The organism is Gluconobacter sp. P5B12 (assembly GCF_018812035.1).
In the GTDB taxonomy this organism is placed as follows: Bacteria; Pseudomonadota; Alphaproteobacteria; order Acetobacterales; family Acetobacteraceae; genus Gluconobacter.
The window spans coordinates 134324-150086 of sequence record NZ_JACRVV010000003.1; the positions used below are offsets into that span (position 1 = coordinate 134324).

Genomic DNA, 15763 nt, shown 5'->3' on the forward strand with positions numbered 1-15763 from the left:
CCCGCAACTTTAAAGTGGTGCGTTATCGGCTAAACGCTGGAATGGCAAGCGATACAGCCCATGAAGCGCCATATCGCTACCACAATCACATGCCGTGCGCCATGGCTGCAATCAGAATGTTCACAAGACCAAGGCCAGCCATAAGAATCATACGGTTTCTGAGAGTATCAAAAACAGCAGGCTGAGGGCGCATGGCCCGACGGGCTCGCAGGAATGGACCGCGAACTGTTGTTATGAAAACCACTGCCATGGCAATCCCGATCAACTGCATGGCATTGATCGTCCAGTTCACGGCAGCAAAGCCGCCTTCATGGAAAACAAGTGCCCAGCCGCTTACCAGGGAAAAAGGCACAACCTGCCAGAGACCTTTGAAAAAGCGTGTGTAGTTCTGCAAAAGGACCGAAGAGCGGGGTCCGGGGTCGAGCAGGCCAACTGTGGAGCGGACAACCAGGGCGGAGTAGATCGATCCGCCAATCCAGTATGTCATGCACAGAAGATGGATTGCGAGCACTAGGCTCCAGAGAAGTGAACCCGTCATTGATCCTCGTCATGGTCAGGTGGGTGAAGGAAGAGCAGGGATATCCCTGATGTATCGGCCGGAGGTTACCCGAGGGGAATGTCCAAAGGCCATAGGGAACGCGGATGTCGCCTGTGCTTTCTGTAAGCATACCCGCGAATCAGGAGAAAACAGAGTTATGCCTCCATACCCTCTTGCGCTGCTGACACCTGAGGAGAGCGACATGATGGATCATGCCGCTTCTGCCGTCGTTCCTGTCGCGCAACTTATGGAAAATGCGGGATGGGCCGTTGCTCGGGCCATTCGCAAGCGGTTTCAGAAATGTCGCGTGGCCGTTGTTTGCGGGCCGGGTAACAACGGTGGCGACGGCTACGTCGTGGCCCGTCTTCTGGCGCGATGGGGATGGTCGGTCCGAGTGGTTGCGATGGGTGTTCCCAAAGAGGGTGGCCCGGCATTTGTCGCTGCGTCAGGATGGTCTGGTCCTGTACTGCCATTCGAAGGAGCGTCTCTGGAAGGAGCAGACCTGCTGGTTGATGCTGTTTTTGGATCCGGGTTGAAGCGTCCAGTCAGTGACGACGTAGCTGCAGTGCTGGCAGCTGTTCCTCGACGCGTGGCGATCGATATGCCGAGTGGCGTATCCGGAGAAACTGGAGAAGTGCTCGGTCAGGCACAGAGTTGCGCGTTGACGGTCACATTTATGAGGCCGCGGCCAGGTCATTTTCTGGAGCCTGGGCGAGGGTTGTGCGGGGAGCTGGTCTGCGCCGATATTGGTATGCCTGAGCAGGCATGGAGTGGCCTGACGCCAAAAATCAGCTTCAATTGGCCGGGGCTTTGGGATCTGCCGGTCTCCGGAGAGGGAGACTATAAATATCGACGCGGCGTTGTGAGTGTCTGTGGCGGCGCTGTTATGCCGGGCGCCACAAGGCTGGCAGCACGAGCTGCAAGGCGGACAGGCGCTGGGCTTGTCCGCATCGCAGCCCGAAAAGTTGCAGAAGCTTATCGACTCGGCGACCCGGGACTAATCATTGATGACCAGCCTATTGGCTCCCTGCTGGAAGATTTGCGACGGAAGGTTTGGGTCTGCGGACCCGGCCTGACTCCTGAAGAGGTTTCTGAAGTTCTCCCTGCGCTATTGGCCGCAAAAAAAACGGTTCTTGCGGATGCAGGTGCTTTGGCGTGGGGAGCGGAAGACCTTTCTCGTCTGAAAGGTGTGGCGGCTGTTACGCCGCATATCGGCGAATTCAAAAAGCTGTTTGGCCCTGTGACTGGGAGTCGAACTGAAGCTGCCTTGAACGCTGCGCGTGAGTTGAATGCCGTGATGGTCATGAAGGGTTCAGATACGATCATAGCTGCGCCAGACGGACGCATTGCAATCAACGCGCACGCCACATCGGCGCTTGCTACTGCAGGGTCTGGCGATACACTGACGGGTGTGATTGGGACTTTGATGGCTGCGGGAATGGAGACCTGGGAGGCGTGTTGCGCGGGTGTCTGGCTGCATGGTGAGGCAGGAATACAGGCATCCCGTGATCACGGTGGGTGGCCCGTCGCAGAGGATCTGGATCTTCCCCTGGGGGAGGCTCGGAGCGTCGCGACAGAGCTTTCAAAGGCGGATTTAAGCAAAAACCCGATGGCCGCCCTGTTGTGAAGTGGCGTTTCATGCGCTAAAGGCCGCGCTTCCAAGGTTCGGTAACACGAACCCCGGAGACGGGGCTGAGCGGGCGTGGTGGAATTGGTAGACACGCCAGATTTAGGTTCTGGTGGCGCAAGTCGTGGGGGTTCAAGTCCCTCCGCCCGTACCAACCCGGTTTCCTGAGAAGAGATTTTAACATACCCGACCGAGAGGATCGCCTGGCTCATGCAGGTTACGCCCACGCTCAACGAAGGACTTAAGCGCGCCTTCACTGTCGTTGTCCCGTCTGCGGACCTGCAGGCTCGTCGCGCCGCCCGACTCGCAGAAGTTGCACGCACGATCAAGCTTCCGGGTTTCCGTCCGGGCAAGGTGCCGGCATCTCTCGTCAAGCAGCGTCATGGCGCAGCCGTGAATGCGGAACTGATGGAAGAAGTTGTTAACGACACGGTTGGCAAGCTTCTCCAGGAACAGGACGTCCGTGCGGCTATGCAGCCGAAGGTCGAACTGGTTTCTGCTCCGGACTCTGATGGCGATCTGGAATTCAAGATCGAAGTTGAAGTTCTGCCGGAAATTGCAGTTCCTGATCTGTCTGGTCTGAAGCTGACGCGTCTGACCTCCAAGGTTGACGAAGAAGTCGTGAACAAGGCTCTGGCTGACCTCGCCCGTCGCAGCCGCAAATTTGACGCCATTGAAGAAGATCGCGCTGCCGTAAAGGGTGACGTGGTCTGCGTTGACTTCGTTGGTAAGCATGATGGCACGCCGTTTGACGGTGGCACGGCTGAAGACGTGAACGTCGAAATCGGCGGTGAAGGCTTCATTCCGGGTTTTGCCGAGCAGATGGAAGGCATGAAGGCCGGGGAAGAGCGCGTTATCAACGTGACGTTCCCGGAAGACTATCAGGCTGAAGAACTGGCCGGTAAGGCTGTGACGTTCGACATCAAGGCGAAGTCCCTGAAGAAGCCTGTTGATCCGGAAATTAACGATGATCTGGCCAAGGACATTGGTCTTGAGAGCATCGAGCAGATCCGCTCCCTGATCACGGAGCAGGCTGAAGGCGAGTACAAGCAGCTTTCCCGTCTGCGCATCAAGCGCGAGCTTCTGGACGCCCTGTCTGAGAAGACCGACTTTGAAGCCCCGCAGAGCATGGTTGACGCCGAGTTCGGTCAGATCTGGACCCGCGTCGAGCAGGATCGCGAAGCTGGTCGCATGGACGAGGAAGATGCAGGCAAGGACGAAGAGACCCTGCGTGCAGATTACCGTCGTATTGCAGAGCGCCGCGTGAAGCTGGGTCTGCTGCTGGCTGAAATTGGTCGCAAGCAGGAAATTCAGGTGTCCCGCGAGGAACTGCTGGGTGCGATGCAGCAGGAAGCTCAGCGTTACCCGGGTCAGGAAAAGATGGTTTTCGAGTTCTTCTCCAAGAACCCGCAGGCTGTTGAAGGGCTTCGTGGCCCGATCCTGGAAAACAAGGTTGTCGACTATCTGATCGAGCTGGCTGACGTCACCGAAAAGGAAGTCACACCTGAAGAACTCGCAGAAATCCCGCCTGCCGAGCTCTGAGAGTACTGACGTAAGAAGGACGGGCACTCTCAGGAGTGCCCGTTTTGCTGTCTGCTCCCTTTGACGGAACGCTCTCTCGGGTCCATGTTAGAGAGAACAGACAGCCCATCGGGCATTGAGGAACAGACAGTATGACCATTGGGGACCGCGATCCCGTCGAGGTGTTCAACAACTCTCTGGTGCCGATGGTGGTCGAACAGACTGCCCGCGGAGAGCGAGCTTTCGACATTTTTTCACGCCTCCTTCAGGAGCGTATCATCTTCCTGACCGGCCCGGTTTACGATCAGGTGTCATCCTTGATCAGCGCTCAGCTTCTGTATCTTGAGAGCGTCAATCCGACCAAGGAAATTTCGTTCTACATCAACAGCCCTGGCGGTGTCGTTTCCGCTGGTCTCGCGATTTATGACACGATGCAGTACATTCGTTGCCCTGTTAGCACTGTCTGCATTGGTCAGGCTGCGTCCATGGGGTCGCTGCTCTTGGCTGGTGGCGAGAAGGGGCATCGTTACTGCCTGCCGAATGCGCGCGTGATGGTGCATCAGCCATCTGGTGGAGCACAGGGTCAGGCGTCCGATATTGAGATTCAGGCTCGTGAGATCCTGTTGATCCGTCAGCGCCTGAACGAAATCTATCGTGAGCACACAGGGCAGACGCTTGAAGAGATCGAGCGCAAGCTCGAGCGTGATAGCTATCTGTCTGCTGAAGAAGCGAAAGAATTCGGTCTGATTGACGCTGTTGTGCGACGTCACCCCAACGTGGCAGCCAGTCAGGATTGAGTTTGTTTGAAGTGACAGGGGAGAAGGTTGCTCCCCTTGGAAAGAAAAAGCGGCATACCGATATGCCGCTTTTCATGTCTTGGAGCCCAGGGCTTCGGGGTTGCCGAAGGCTGAGACCTCGGCCTAGAGTTTTAAGTGCTTCCGCATGTCTGCTGCCGAAAAGTGGTCGGTGCGTGCGTGAGGGGAAAGAGGAACAGCGATGAGCAACAAATCCGGCGATTCCAAAAACACCCTGTATTGCTCGTTCTGTGGGAAATCCCAGCACGAAGTGCGCAAGCTGATCGCTGGCCCGACAGTTTTCATCTGTGATGAATGCGTTGAGTTGTGCATGGACATCATTCGCGAGGAGCATAAAACGCATCTCGTGAAGTCCCGAGACGGTGTTCCGACGCCAAAAGAAATCTGCAAGGTTCTGGACGATTACGTCATTGGTCAGTTCGAGGCCAAGCGCGCGCTTTCTGTGGCCGTTCATAACCACTACAAGCGTCTGGCCCATGCTCAGAAGAGCAATGACATCGAGATCGCGAAGTCGAACATTCTTCTGATTGGCCCGACCGGAACAGGCAAGACGCTGCTGGCTCAGACGCTGGCTCGTATTCTCGATGTGCCGTTTACCATGGCTGATGCCACGACGCTGACCGAAGCCGGTTATGTGGGCGAGGACGTTGAAAACATCATCCTGAAGCTTCTTCAGGCATCAGACTATAACGTTGAGCGTGCGCAGCGTGGCATCGTCTACATCGATGAAATCGATAAGATTTCTCGTAAGTCCGATAACCCCTCCATCACGCGTGATGTGTCGGGCGAAGGTGTACAGCAGGCACTGCTCAAGCTGATGGAAGGGACCGTTGCGTCCGTTCCGCCGCAGGGTGGCCGCAAGCATCCTCAGCAGGAGTTCCTGCAGGTGGATACGACGAACATGCTGTTCATCTGCGGTGGTGCCTTCGCGGGGCTGGACAAGATCATTGCAGCGCGTGGGAAAGGCTCAGGTATCGGTTTTGGGGCAGATGTGCGTTCTGAAGACGAGCGCCGTCTGGGAGCGATCCTTCAGACTGTCGAACCTGAAGATCTTCTCAAATTTGGGCTGATTCCAGAGTTCATTGGTCGTCTGCCTGTCATCGCGGCCCTGAATGATCTGGATGAAGCTGCTTTGATCCAGATTTTGAGCAAGCCCAAGAATGCGTTGACCAAGCAGTATGCGCGTCTCTTCGAAATGGAAGGCGTCAAGCTGACATTCACGGAAGACGCACTTTCCGCCATCGCGAAGCGTGCCATCGAACGTAAGACAGGTGCACGTGGCCTTCGGTCGATCATGGAGAATATTCTTCTGGGAACAATGTTCGATCTTCCTGGGCTGGACAGCGTTGAGGAAGTCGTCATCAATCGTGAAGTGGCGGAAAGCAAAGCCAACCCTGTGTATGTGTATGGGAAAGGCAAAAGCGAGCCGGCTGAGCAGTCTGCCTAAGAGTGTTGAAGGGGCCGTCTTGTCAGACGGCCTTTTCGTTCCGACATTCTGGATAGATGCTGTCTGAATTCGTGCCTTTTCTGCATGAAGAGACATCACGGTGTTCGCGCTGCCAGGCAGGCGGAGGCCGTGGGATCGTCCCTATGGAGATCAAGTGAATGACTGACGATACCAAGCCTAAAACGCGCCGTCGCACAAAGAAGGTGGACGACGCTGCTGTTGTAGAAAAGAAGCCTGCCCGCAAGCCGCGAGCCAAAGCTGCCGCTCCAGTAGAGGCTGTGCCTGAGGCCGCTCCGGCTTCGCGTCCGGATGTTATGGCTGTACTGCCGCTGCGGAACATTGTTGTGTTTCCACACATGATTGTTCCGCTGTTCGTCGGCCGGGAAAAGTCTGTCAAGGCGCTGGAAACGGTCACGCGTGACAGCAAGCAGATCCTGCTTGTTGCGCAGAAAGATGTTTCGCAGGATGACCCTTCTGCTGACGACATTTACCGGTACGGCACGGTTTCCACCATCCTTCAGTTGCTGAAGCTGCCGGACGGCACCGTTAAGGTTCTGGTCGAAGGAACCCGTCGTGTTGAGATCACGCGTCTGTTCGACGTGGACGGTCACTTCGAAGCTGAAGTGAAAGAAATTGCGGAGGAGCCTTTGTCGGCTACTCCTGGCAGCGATCTGGAAGCTCTGGGCCGCTCAACGGTTTCCCAGTTCGAGCAGTATATCAAGCTCAACAAGAAGATCCCGCCTGAAGTCATGGTCTCGATCAACCAGATCGAGGATCTGTCAAAGCTCGCGGACACAATTGCCAGCCATCTGAATCTCAAGATTTCCGAAAAGCAGGAAATTCTCGAGATGGCCTCTGCTGAGCAGCGTCTGGAGCAGGTCTTTGCTCATATTGAGACAGAGATTGGTGTTCTGCAGGTTGAGAAGCGTATCCGGAACCGCGTGAAACGGCAGATGGAGAAGACGCAGCGCGAATATTATCTCAATGAGCAGCTTAAGGCGATCCAGAAGGAGCTTGGGGAAGGCGAGGATGGCAAGGACGAACTTGCCGAGCTTGAAGAGAAGATCAACAAGACGCGCCTGAGTCGTGAAGCCAAGGAAAAGGCCCATGCCGAGCTGAAAAAACTCCGTGGCATGAGCCCGATGTCAGCAGAAAGCACGGTCGTCCGGAATTATCTGGACTGGCTGTTGGGTATCCCGTGGAAAAAGCGTTCCAAGATCACCAAGGAGTTCACGCACGCTGAAGGTGTACTTGAAGCCGAACATTACGGTCTGGAGAAGGTCAAGGAGCGTATCCTTGAGTATCTTGCCGTGCAGACGCGTTCCCAGAAGATCAAGGGACCAATCCTGTGCCTCGTAGGGCCGCCGGGCGTTGGTAAAACGTCTCTCGCACGGTCTATCGCCAAGGCAACGGGCCGTCAGTATGTTCGGATGTCTCTGGGTGGTGTGCGCGACGAATCGGAAATTCGCGGCCATCGCCGGACGTATATCGGGTCCATGCCTGGAAAAATTATTCAGGGCATGAAGAAAGCGAAAACGTCTAATCCGCTGTTCCTGCTGGATGAGATCGACAAGCTAGGCGCGGATTGGAGAGGTGATCCTTCGTCTGCACTTCTGGAGGTCTTGGACCCAGAGCAGAACTCAACGTTTGCCGATCACTATCTGGAAGTCGATTACGATCTCTCGGATGTCATGTTCGTGACGACGGCTAACAGCCTGAACATGCCGCAGCCACTGCTGGATCGTATGGAGATCATCAATCTCTCCGGGTACACGGAAGATGAGAAGGTCCAGATCGCGCGTCGTCATCTGCTGTCAAAGCAGGCTGAGGCCCACAATCTCAAGCCGGATGAATGGTCTGTTTCCGATGAGACGCTGATGGAGTTGATCCGCTCCTACACGCGTGAGGCTGGCGTCAGAAATCTCGAGCGTGAGATTGCCCGATTGGCTCGTAAGGCCGTGAAGGAAATCATCACGACGGGTGTGACGCATGTTGAGATCACGCCGGACAACCTGGAAAAATACGCAGGTGTCCGCCGCTTCCGTCATGGTGAGACCGAGACGGAAGATATGGTTGGTGTCGTGACCGGACTTGCCTGGACGCAGGTCGGCGGCGAGATCTTGACGATTGAGAGCGTCATGGTGCCTGGAAAGGGGCAGGTGAAGCAGACTGGCAAGCTGGGGGAAGTGATGCAGGAGAGCATCTCGGCCGCCCTGTCTTACGTCCGATCACGAGCTCAGGACTTCGGCATCCGGCCACCTCTTTTCGAGAAGCGCGACATCCACGTGCATCTTCCAGAGGGGGCTACGCCGAAGGACGGTCCGTCCGCAGGTATTGCGCTTGCTACGTCTCTTGTCAGTATTCTGACGCAGATTCCCATCCGTAGAGATGTGGCGATGACGGGCGAAATTACGCTGCGTGGTCGTGTGCTGGAAATTGGTGGCTTGAAAGAAAAGCTGCTTGCAGCGCTTCGGGCAGGGATCAAAACTGTTCTTATCCCGAAGGATAATGAAAAGGATCTTGCCGAGGTTCCTGAGAATGTCCGCCATGCTCTCAAGATTATTCCAGTCAGTCACGTCGACGACGTTCTGAAAATTGCTCTCACGCGTATGCCTGAGGCGATTGAATGGGATGAAAATGTCGATCCTGTAGGCGGAATTTCGGCTGAGAAAGTGGCTCCAAGGGCACTTCCGCACTAACGGTTGGGTTCTTATACGATTCTAACAGTTGACGCGGCCAAAAAGCGCTTCATAGTGCGGCCGCAGATCGAACAAGCGCCTGAGCCGCAAGACTCTTCGGAGGTTGGCTCAGGTGCTCTTAACACCAGAAAGGCACATCATGGAGAAGCCCCTCAACAAGCAGGAACTGATCGCCGCCGTTGCTGACGCCGCCGATCTTCCGAAGGCCAAGGCCAGCGAAGTTGTCGATGCGGTGTTCAGCACGATCGAGAAGACGCTTGCCAAGAAGCAGGAAGTTCGTCTGGTTGGTTTCGGTAGCTTCGTGACCGCTACGCGTAAGGCCGCCAAGGGCCGTAACCCGCGTACGGGCGAAGAGATCGACATTCCGGCATCCACCTCTGTCCGTTTCAAGCCGGGCAAAGGTCTTAAGGACGCCGTAAGCGAATAATTTCGCTTTTTTGGTTCTGAGTGCCTTTACGGGTGCTCAGAACCGTGTATATAGGCCACGTGTTTTCAGAGGGCGATTAGCTCAGCGGTAGAGCGTCTCGTTTACACCGAGAGGGTCGGCAGTTCAATCCTGTCATCGCCCACCACATGAAGACTGTTTTTTGACTATGGCCTGGCGTTTCGAAGTTTATGAGACGTTGGGATCGACTTCCGATCTCTGTAAAGAGAAAGCTGAGGCTGGAGCCCCCGAGAGGCTCGCCGTTCAGGCACTTTTCCAAACATCAGGGCGTGGAACCCGAGGTCGCAGTTGGGTAGATCCCGGCGGTAATCTGGCAATTTCTCTATTGTTCAAACCGCAAAATCTTGAAAAATTTTTGATTGCGTGCCCGTTTCTGACCGCTTTGGCGCTTTACGAAACAGCGCAGAGTTTCTGCCCTTCAAAAGCAGAGTTTTTGCTGAAATGGCCAAATGATCTGCTCTTGAATGAACGCAAAATGGCGGGAGTTCTGATTGAGGCGGGTGGTATTGCGTCTAACAGGTGGGTTGTTGTCGGTATTGGTGCAAACCTGGCGCAGGCGCCTGACGTCCCTGGTCGTCAGTTGGCAGCCCTTTCCGAGGTCGCTCCTTCAGTCGATCCCATCAAGTTTGGCGAGGCACTGACGGCGGAAATGGACCGCTGGATTGCCGCGTGGAATGATCATGGTTTCGAAGTCATTCGTCGGGCATGGCTCGAAAGAGCGCATCCGGTTGGACGTCATCTTGCGGTTCAGCGTGGTGAAACTTATATAACAGGTTCATTTTCAGGGTTGGATGAACAGGGGCGACTGCTTCTCGCTCTCCCGGGTGGTGAAACCATACCGGTCGTAACAGGTGATATCCTGCTGGGTTAAAGGGACCGGATCGGAACGTGCTTCTCGTCATTGATGCTGGCAACACCAACGTTGTGTTTGCCGTCCACGACGGTCAGTCGTGGATCGGTCAGTGGCGCATGTCCACCAGCGACTCCCGTACAGCAGATGAATATGCCGTTTGGTTACTGGGCCTTTTCGATCGTATTGGGCTGACGCCTGCGTCTGTCACGCGCGCGATTATCGGAACTGTTGTTCCCGCAGCATTGTATGATTTGCGGCGTTTCTGTCGCCAGTGGCTCGATGTGGAGCCACTTGTGGCCAATGCTGGCTTGGATTGGGGCATTGAAGCGCTAGTCGATAACCCGGCAGAACTTGGTGCGGATCGTCGATTGAACGGTCTGGCAGCCCAGCACTTTTATGGTGGCCCGCTCATTGTTGTTGATTTTGGCACGGCAACAACGTTTGATGTCGTGAATGAATACGGTCAATACTGTGGTGGGGCGATTGCTCCGGGCGTCAATCTGTCCATTGATGCCTTGCACAGAGCGGCCGCTCGATTGCCACGGATGAGCATCGGGCGCCCTCTGAACGCAATTGGCCGAAGCACAAGCGTTGCCATGCGTTCCGGACTCTTCTGGGGCTATGTTGGCCTGGTTGAAGGGATCGTAGGAAGAATTTCCGAAGAAATGGGCGGACGCCCCAAGATTGTTGCAACAGGCGGTCTTGCGCCTCTGTTTTCAGAGGGCACCAACCTGTTTGACGTGATGGCCCCGGATCTGACCCTGGATGGCCTCCGTCTTCTGGCGGACCGCAATGCGCTCCTGCCGATCTCAAATTCCCCCGAAGGCATGTAGGCTTTCGGCAATGAATATCGCTCATGATGGTAACACACGTAAGGAATAACTATGACGGATACACCTGACGGTTTGTCCTTCCTGCCTTTGGGCGGGACGGGCGAGATCGGCATGAATTTCAATCTCTACCGCCTCACTAAAAACAGTAAGGAAACCTGGCTCGCCATCGATTGCGGCATTGGCTTCTCAGGTAACGACACGCCTGAAGCTGAAGTGCTGATGCCGGACCCGACGTTTATCGCGGACCGCGCAAAGGATCTGTGTGGGCTGGTCATTACACATGCCCATGAAGATCATCTGGGTGCAGTAGCCCATCTCTGGCCTTATCTGCGCTGCCCGGTTTATGCCACGCCGTTCGCTGCCGCAGTACTGCGCCGCAAGCTGCATGAAGCGCATCTGGTTAATCAGGTAAAAATTCATGTGGTGATGCCGGGCTCGCGTTTCCATGTCGGCCCGTTTGATCTCCAGTTTGTGTCGGTGACGCACTCTGTCGCGGAAGCGCAGGCAGTTGCTCTGCGGACACCTCACGGGCTGATCGTTCATACAGGCGACTGGAAGCTGGACGAAAATCCGCTTGTTGGCCCGGTGACAGATCTGGAAGAGTTCCGTCGTCTGGGTGACGAAGGCGTTCTGGCGATGGTGGGTGATAGCACCAACGTCATGAAGGAAGGTCGCTCAGAGTCGGAAGCTGACGTTCGCAAGGGCCTGACGGATCTGATCACAAGCCTTCAGGGGCGTGTGGCCGTAACGTGCTTTGCCAGCAACGTGGCGCGCGTTGAGAGCATTGCGAAGGCTGCCATGGCGGCTGGTCGTGCTGTCATGATCGTGGGCCGTTCCTTGCGTAATCTTGAAACTGCTGCCCGTGAGTGCGGTTACTTCAGCGATCTGCCGCCGTTCCTGACGGAGCAGGACGCACGCGACGTCCATGATGACAACCTTCTGATGATCATCACGGGAAGCCAGGGCGAGCCTCGTTCTGCACTGTCCCGTATTGCATCCGATACTCATCCGAATATTTCGCTGGGTGAGGGTGACACGGTCATTTACAGCTCTCGCGTCATTCCGGGGAATGAGCAGGCTGTCATGGCTGTGCAGGACAACCTGTCCCGTCGTGGTGTGACTGTTCTGACGGACAAGGACGCGAAGGTTCACACGTCCGGTCATGCAACGGGCGATGATATTCGCGTTCTGTATGGCATTGTCCGTCCGAAATACAGCATCCCGACGCATGGCGAATGGCGTCATCTGACGGCTCACGCGGCTCTGGCCCATGAAATGGGTTCTGATCCGATCCTGCTGGAAGATGGCGACATCCTGAACCTGTCGCCGGGTGAAGTGAAGGTTGTCGATACGGCACCGACTGGTCGTTTGGCGCTGGATGGCGGTCGTCTTCTGCCCATGACGGGTGGCGTTCTGGCAGCACGTCGCAAGATGCTCTTCAACGGCATGGTTCTTGCGAGTTTCGCTGTTGATGACGAAGGCTATGTGATCGGTGAGCCAAAGATCAGCGCGCCAGGCCTTCTGGAATCGGAAGATCCGGAAAGCATTCGCATTCAGGAAGAATTCGCTGATTCTATTGACGAAATTCCTGATGAACTGCGAAAGGACGACACGGCATTCCGTGATGCGGCCAAGACGGCTCTGCGCCGTGCCCTGGGGCGCAAGCTCCAGAAGCGTCCGCTTGTCGATGTTCATCTGCTGCGCGTCTGAGAGAATAGAGTATGCGTCTGAGTAAAGCCTTTCAGCCGACGCTGAAGGAAGTTCCGGCGGAGGCGCAAATTGCGTCTCATCGCCTGATGCTACGTGCAGGTTTGGTTCGCCAGACCTCCTCGGGTATTTATGCCTGGTTGCCAGCGGGCCTGCGTGTTCTTCGGAACATCGAGCAGATCATCCGCGAAGAGCAGGATGCAATCGGGGCTCAGGAAGTCCTGATGCCGACGCTTCAGTCTGCTGATCTGTGGCGTCGTTCAGGGCGTTATGACGCTTATGGTCCGGAGATGCTCCGCATTCAGGACCGTCATGGTCGTGAGCTGCTTTACGGACCGACGAACGAGGAAATGATCACGGATATTTTCGGATCTTCCGTCAGTTCCTACAAGCAGCTTCCTAAGGCACTGTATCATATTCAGTGGAAGTTCCGTGATGAGGTGCGTCCCCGCTTCGGTGTGATGCGCGGTCGTGAGTTCCTCATGAAGGATGCCTATTCCTTCGATGCAGACTATCAGGGCGCGGTTAACAGCTATCGCCGCATGATGCTGTCTTATCTGAGGATCTTCCAGCGTCTCGGTGTTCGCGCTGTTCCGATGGTTGCTGATACCGGCCCGATCGGTGGTGATCTCAGCCATGAGTTCCTGGTTCTCGCACCAACTGGTGAAAGTGGCGTATTCTTTGACGCTGCCCTTGAAGAACAGGATTGGCTGGGACGGCCGGTTGACTGTGATAACGAGGAAGATCTCGCCGCATTTTTCTCTTCCGTGACGGATCACTATGCCGCAACTGATGAGAAGCACAACGAGGCTGCCTGGGCGGAAGTGCCGGATGACCGGAAGCGAGAAGGGCGTGGCATCGAAGTCGGCCACATCTTCTACTTCGGCACCAAGTACACGGAATCCATGGGTATCGAAGTCAGCGGTGCCGACGGGACGAAATTCTCGCCTCACATGGGGTCTTATGGCGTCGGTGTCTCCCGTCTGGTGGGTGCGATCATCGAAGCGTCTCACGACGATGCGGGCATCATCTGGCCAGCTTCTGTTGCTCCATATAAGGCCGCGATCCTGAACCTGCGTCCAGGCGACGAAGCCTGCGATGCAATCTGCGAAGAGATCTACGGGGCCGATCCAGAGAACTTCATGTACGATGACCGCTCCGAGCGTGCAGGCGTGAAGTTCAATGATGCCGACCTGATGGGCCATCCCTGGCAGATCATCGTTGGTCCGCGCGGTGCCAAGGAAGGCAAGGTTGAACTGAAGCGCCGTGCAGACGGTGACCGGTTCGAACTGCCGGTGGCTGAAGCGCTGGCCAAGATCGGAGCAGCCTGATGTTCGGCCGCTTCGAGCGTATGGTGGCGGGGCGCTATCTGCGTGCCCGCCGTGGCGAACGCTTCGCCTCGATCATTGCAGTTTTCTCACTGGTCGGAATTGCGCTTGGAGTGGCCACGCTCATCATCGTCATGTCGGTGATGAACGGGTTTAAGGCCGATCTCATGGGGCGTATCCTTGGCCTTCACGGTGATCTCACTGTGTTTGGCTACGGTCGCCCTATTGAAGCCTATCAGAACGACGTCGAGGCTATCCGCTCTGTTTCTGGAGTGAAATCTGTCATTCCCATGGCGCAGGGGACTGTGCTCGTGGAAGCCGGACGATACTCGACGGGTGCAGAGGTTCAGGGTGTCGCCCAGCAGGATCTTCGTGATTGGCGTGCTCTAAGTAACGGGATTATTGCCGGTTCGATTGATCGTTTTACCGGCGACGATGCTGTTGCCATCGGGACGACCATGGCCGATCGCGCTGGTCTGACGGTCGGTTCTCCGATCACCCTGTTGTCTCCGGACGGCCAGGCCACACCGTTTGGCACGATGCCGCGCGTGAAGACGTACCATGTGGCCGCCATCTTCGATGCCAACTGGAACGATTACAACTCGAACATCGTTTTGGTGCCGCTCCCTGCCGCACAGAAGTTTCTGATGCTCGGGAGCGCCGTCTCCCTGATCCAGGTCTCAACCAACGACCCTTCGAACATTCAGCCCACACGTCAGGCCATCGCGCAACGCCTTGATGACCCGCGTCTTCGGGTTCTGGACTGGACGCAGAGCGCGAACGGCTTCCTTGATGCTGTGACGGTTGAGCAGAACGTCATGTTCCTCATTCTGACGCTCATTATTCTGGTGGCTGCTTTCAACGTTATCTCGTCCTTGATCATGATGGTGAAGGACAAGACACGTGATATCGCGGTTTTACGAACGCTTGGTGCGAGCCGTGGCGCAATCATGCGGATATTCCTCATGAATGGTGCTTTTGTCGGGATTGTCGGGACGGCTGCTGGTTCTGCCCTTGGTATTGCGTTCGCCCTGAATATCGAACGTATCCGGCAGTGGCTCCAGTCTCTTACCGGAACCAACCTGTTCAACCCGGAAGTTTACTTTCTCGAGCGTCTTCCGGCGAAGCTGGTCTGGTCGCAGGTTGGAGAAGTGATTGCCATGTCTCTGGTGCTTTCTCTTCTCGCAACGCTGTATCCATCCTGGAGAGCAGCGCGAACTGATCCAATTGAGGCGTTGCGTCATGAGTGAGGCACAGGTGCCAGCATTAAAGCTGGAGAATCTGACGCGTCGTTTTCGGTCAGGCGAAGAAACGCTCGAAATTCTATCGAATGCCGAGTTTACGCTTTACCCCGGTGAAATTGTCGCCCTTGTGGCGCCGAGCGGGACCGGAAAATCTACGCTCTTGCATCTCGCCGGGCTGTTGGAAGCTCCCACCGAAGGTACAGTTTATATCAGTGGCAACGCCGTAAGTGGACTGAGTGATAGCGTTCGCACTGCTGTCCGACGTGATCAAATCGGGTTTGTGTATCAGTTTCACCATTTGTTAGGTGAGTTCACGGCACGCGAGAATGTCATGTTGCCCCAGTTGGTTGCGGGTGTGTCCGCAAAGGTGGCGAAGGCGCGTGCCGAAGATCTATTGGGACGTTTTGGATTGTCTCATCGCCTGAATTCTCTGCCCGGCCGCCTGTCTGGCGGTGAGCAGCAGCGGACTGCTATTGCGCGGGCCTTAGCCAACAGGCCAAAACTTCTCCTTGCGGATGAGCCAACCGGTAATCTGGATGTTGGGACGTCTGATCACGTTTTTGATGAGCTATTGCGTGCCGTTCGTGAGGAAGGCGTTGCAGCACTGATTGCAACGCATAATCAGGAACTTGCGGCCCGTATGGACCGGACGGTGACGTTACGGGATGGGAAGCTCGTACCGTTTTGAGTTGAGGTGACCGGCAAG

At 55.9% G+C, this 15763-nt stretch carries 13 protein-coding genes and 2 tRNA genes; 14 read left to right on the top strand and 1 reads right to left on the bottom strand.

What is annotated here, in order from left to right; all coding sequences use genetic code 11:
* Nucleotides 1-85: 85 nt before the first annotated feature.
* Nucleotides 86-538, bottom strand: a complete 453-nt coding sequence (locus KP702_RS07445; protein WP_211496937.1) for a hypothetical protein — start codon at nucleotides 536-538, stop codon at nucleotides 86-88.
* A 157-nt stretch (nucleotides 539-695) separates the two neighbouring features.
* Here KP702_RS07445 and KP702_RS07450 point away from each other — a divergent pair, with 157 nt between their 5' ends.
* The 14 genes from KP702_RS07450 to KP702_RS07515 all read left to right on the top strand — a co-directional run bounded on the left by KP702_RS07450 (nucleotide 696) and on the right by KP702_RS07515 (nucleotide 15745).
* On the top strand, nucleotides 696-2165 hold the full coding sequence (locus KP702_RS07450; RefSeq protein WP_252348599.1) for an NAD(P)H-hydrate dehydratase: 1470 nt from the start codon (nucleotides 696-698) through the stop codon (nucleotides 2163-2165).
* 69 nt (nucleotides 2166-2234) lie between these two features.
* Nucleotides 2235-2319 (top strand) — tRNA-Leu (locus tag KP702_RS07455).
* Between the two features lie 56 nt (nucleotides 2320-2375).
* Nucleotides 2376-3707, top strand: a complete 1332-nt coding sequence (tig, locus tag KP702_RS07460; RefSeq protein ID WP_202207338.1) for a trigger factor — start codon at nucleotides 2376-2378, stop codon at nucleotides 3705-3707.
* A 131-nt stretch (nucleotides 3708-3838) separates the two neighbouring features.
* Nucleotides 3839-4483, top strand: coding sequence for an ATP-dependent Clp protease proteolytic subunit (locus KP702_RS07465; RefSeq protein ID WP_046901425.1), 645 nt, complete (start codon nucleotides 3839-3841; stop codon nucleotides 4481-4483).
* Between the two features lie 199 nt (nucleotides 4484-4682).
* Complete coding sequence (gene clpX, locus KP702_RS07470; RefSeq protein WP_202207339.1) at nucleotides 4683-5948, top strand: ATP-dependent Clp protease ATP-binding subunit ClpX; 1266 nt, start codon at nucleotides 4683-4685, stop codon at nucleotides 5946-5948.
* Between the two features lie 158 nt (nucleotides 5949-6106).
* On the top strand, nucleotides 6107-8647 hold the full coding sequence (gene lon / locus KP702_RS07475; protein WP_202207340.1) for an endopeptidase La: 2541 nt from the start codon (nucleotides 6107-6109) through the stop codon (nucleotides 8645-8647).
* A 139-nt stretch (nucleotides 8648-8786) separates the two neighbouring features.
* Entirely contained in the window at nucleotides 8787-9074 is a 288-nt protein-coding gene (locus tag KP702_RS07480; RefSeq protein ID WP_007282110.1) for an HU family DNA-binding protein, read from the top strand.
* Nucleotides 9075-9144: 70 nt separating this feature from the next.
* Nucleotides 9145-9219 (top strand) — tRNA-Val (locus KP702_RS07485).
* 21 nt (nucleotides 9220-9240) lie between these two features.
* Nucleotides 9241-9963 carry a biotin--[acetyl-CoA-carboxylase] ligase gene (locus KP702_RS07490; protein ID WP_202207341.1) on the top strand — a complete coding sequence of 241 codons (723 nt, stop codon included), beginning with the start codon at nucleotides 9241-9243 and terminating at the stop codon, nucleotides 9961-9963.
* A gap of 17 nt (nucleotides 9964-9980) precedes the next feature.
* Complete coding sequence (locus tag KP702_RS07495; RefSeq protein ID WP_046901429.1) at nucleotides 9981-10778, top strand: type III pantothenate kinase; 798 nt, start codon at nucleotides 9981-9983, stop codon at nucleotides 10776-10778.
* A gap of 51 nt (nucleotides 10779-10829) precedes the next feature.
* Nucleotides 10830-12488: a ribonuclease J gene (locus tag KP702_RS07500; protein WP_064273152.1), complete on the top strand. Its 1659-nt coding sequence runs from the start codon at nucleotides 10830-10832 to the stop codon at nucleotides 12486-12488.
* An 11-nt stretch (nucleotides 12489-12499) separates the two neighbouring features.
* Nucleotides 12500-13816: a proline--tRNA ligase gene (gene proS, locus KP702_RS07505; RefSeq protein ID WP_215768730.1), complete on the top strand. Its 1317-nt coding sequence runs from the start codon at nucleotides 12500-12502 to the stop codon at nucleotides 13814-13816.
* Complete coding sequence (locus tag KP702_RS07510; protein ID WP_202207343.1) at nucleotides 13816-15063, top strand: lipoprotein-releasing ABC transporter permease subunit; 1248 nt, start codon at nucleotides 13816-13818, stop codon at nucleotides 15061-15063. The genes proS and KP702_RS07510 overlap by 1 nt, the downstream gene beginning before the upstream one ends.
* Nucleotides 15056-15745: an ABC transporter ATP-binding protein gene (locus KP702_RS07515; protein WP_202207344.1), complete on the top strand. Its 690-nt coding sequence runs from the start codon at nucleotides 15056-15058 to the stop codon at nucleotides 15743-15745. Before KP702_RS07510 ends, KP702_RS07515 begins: the two co-directional genes overlap by 8 nt.
* Nucleotides 15746-15763: the final 18 nt, after the last annotated feature.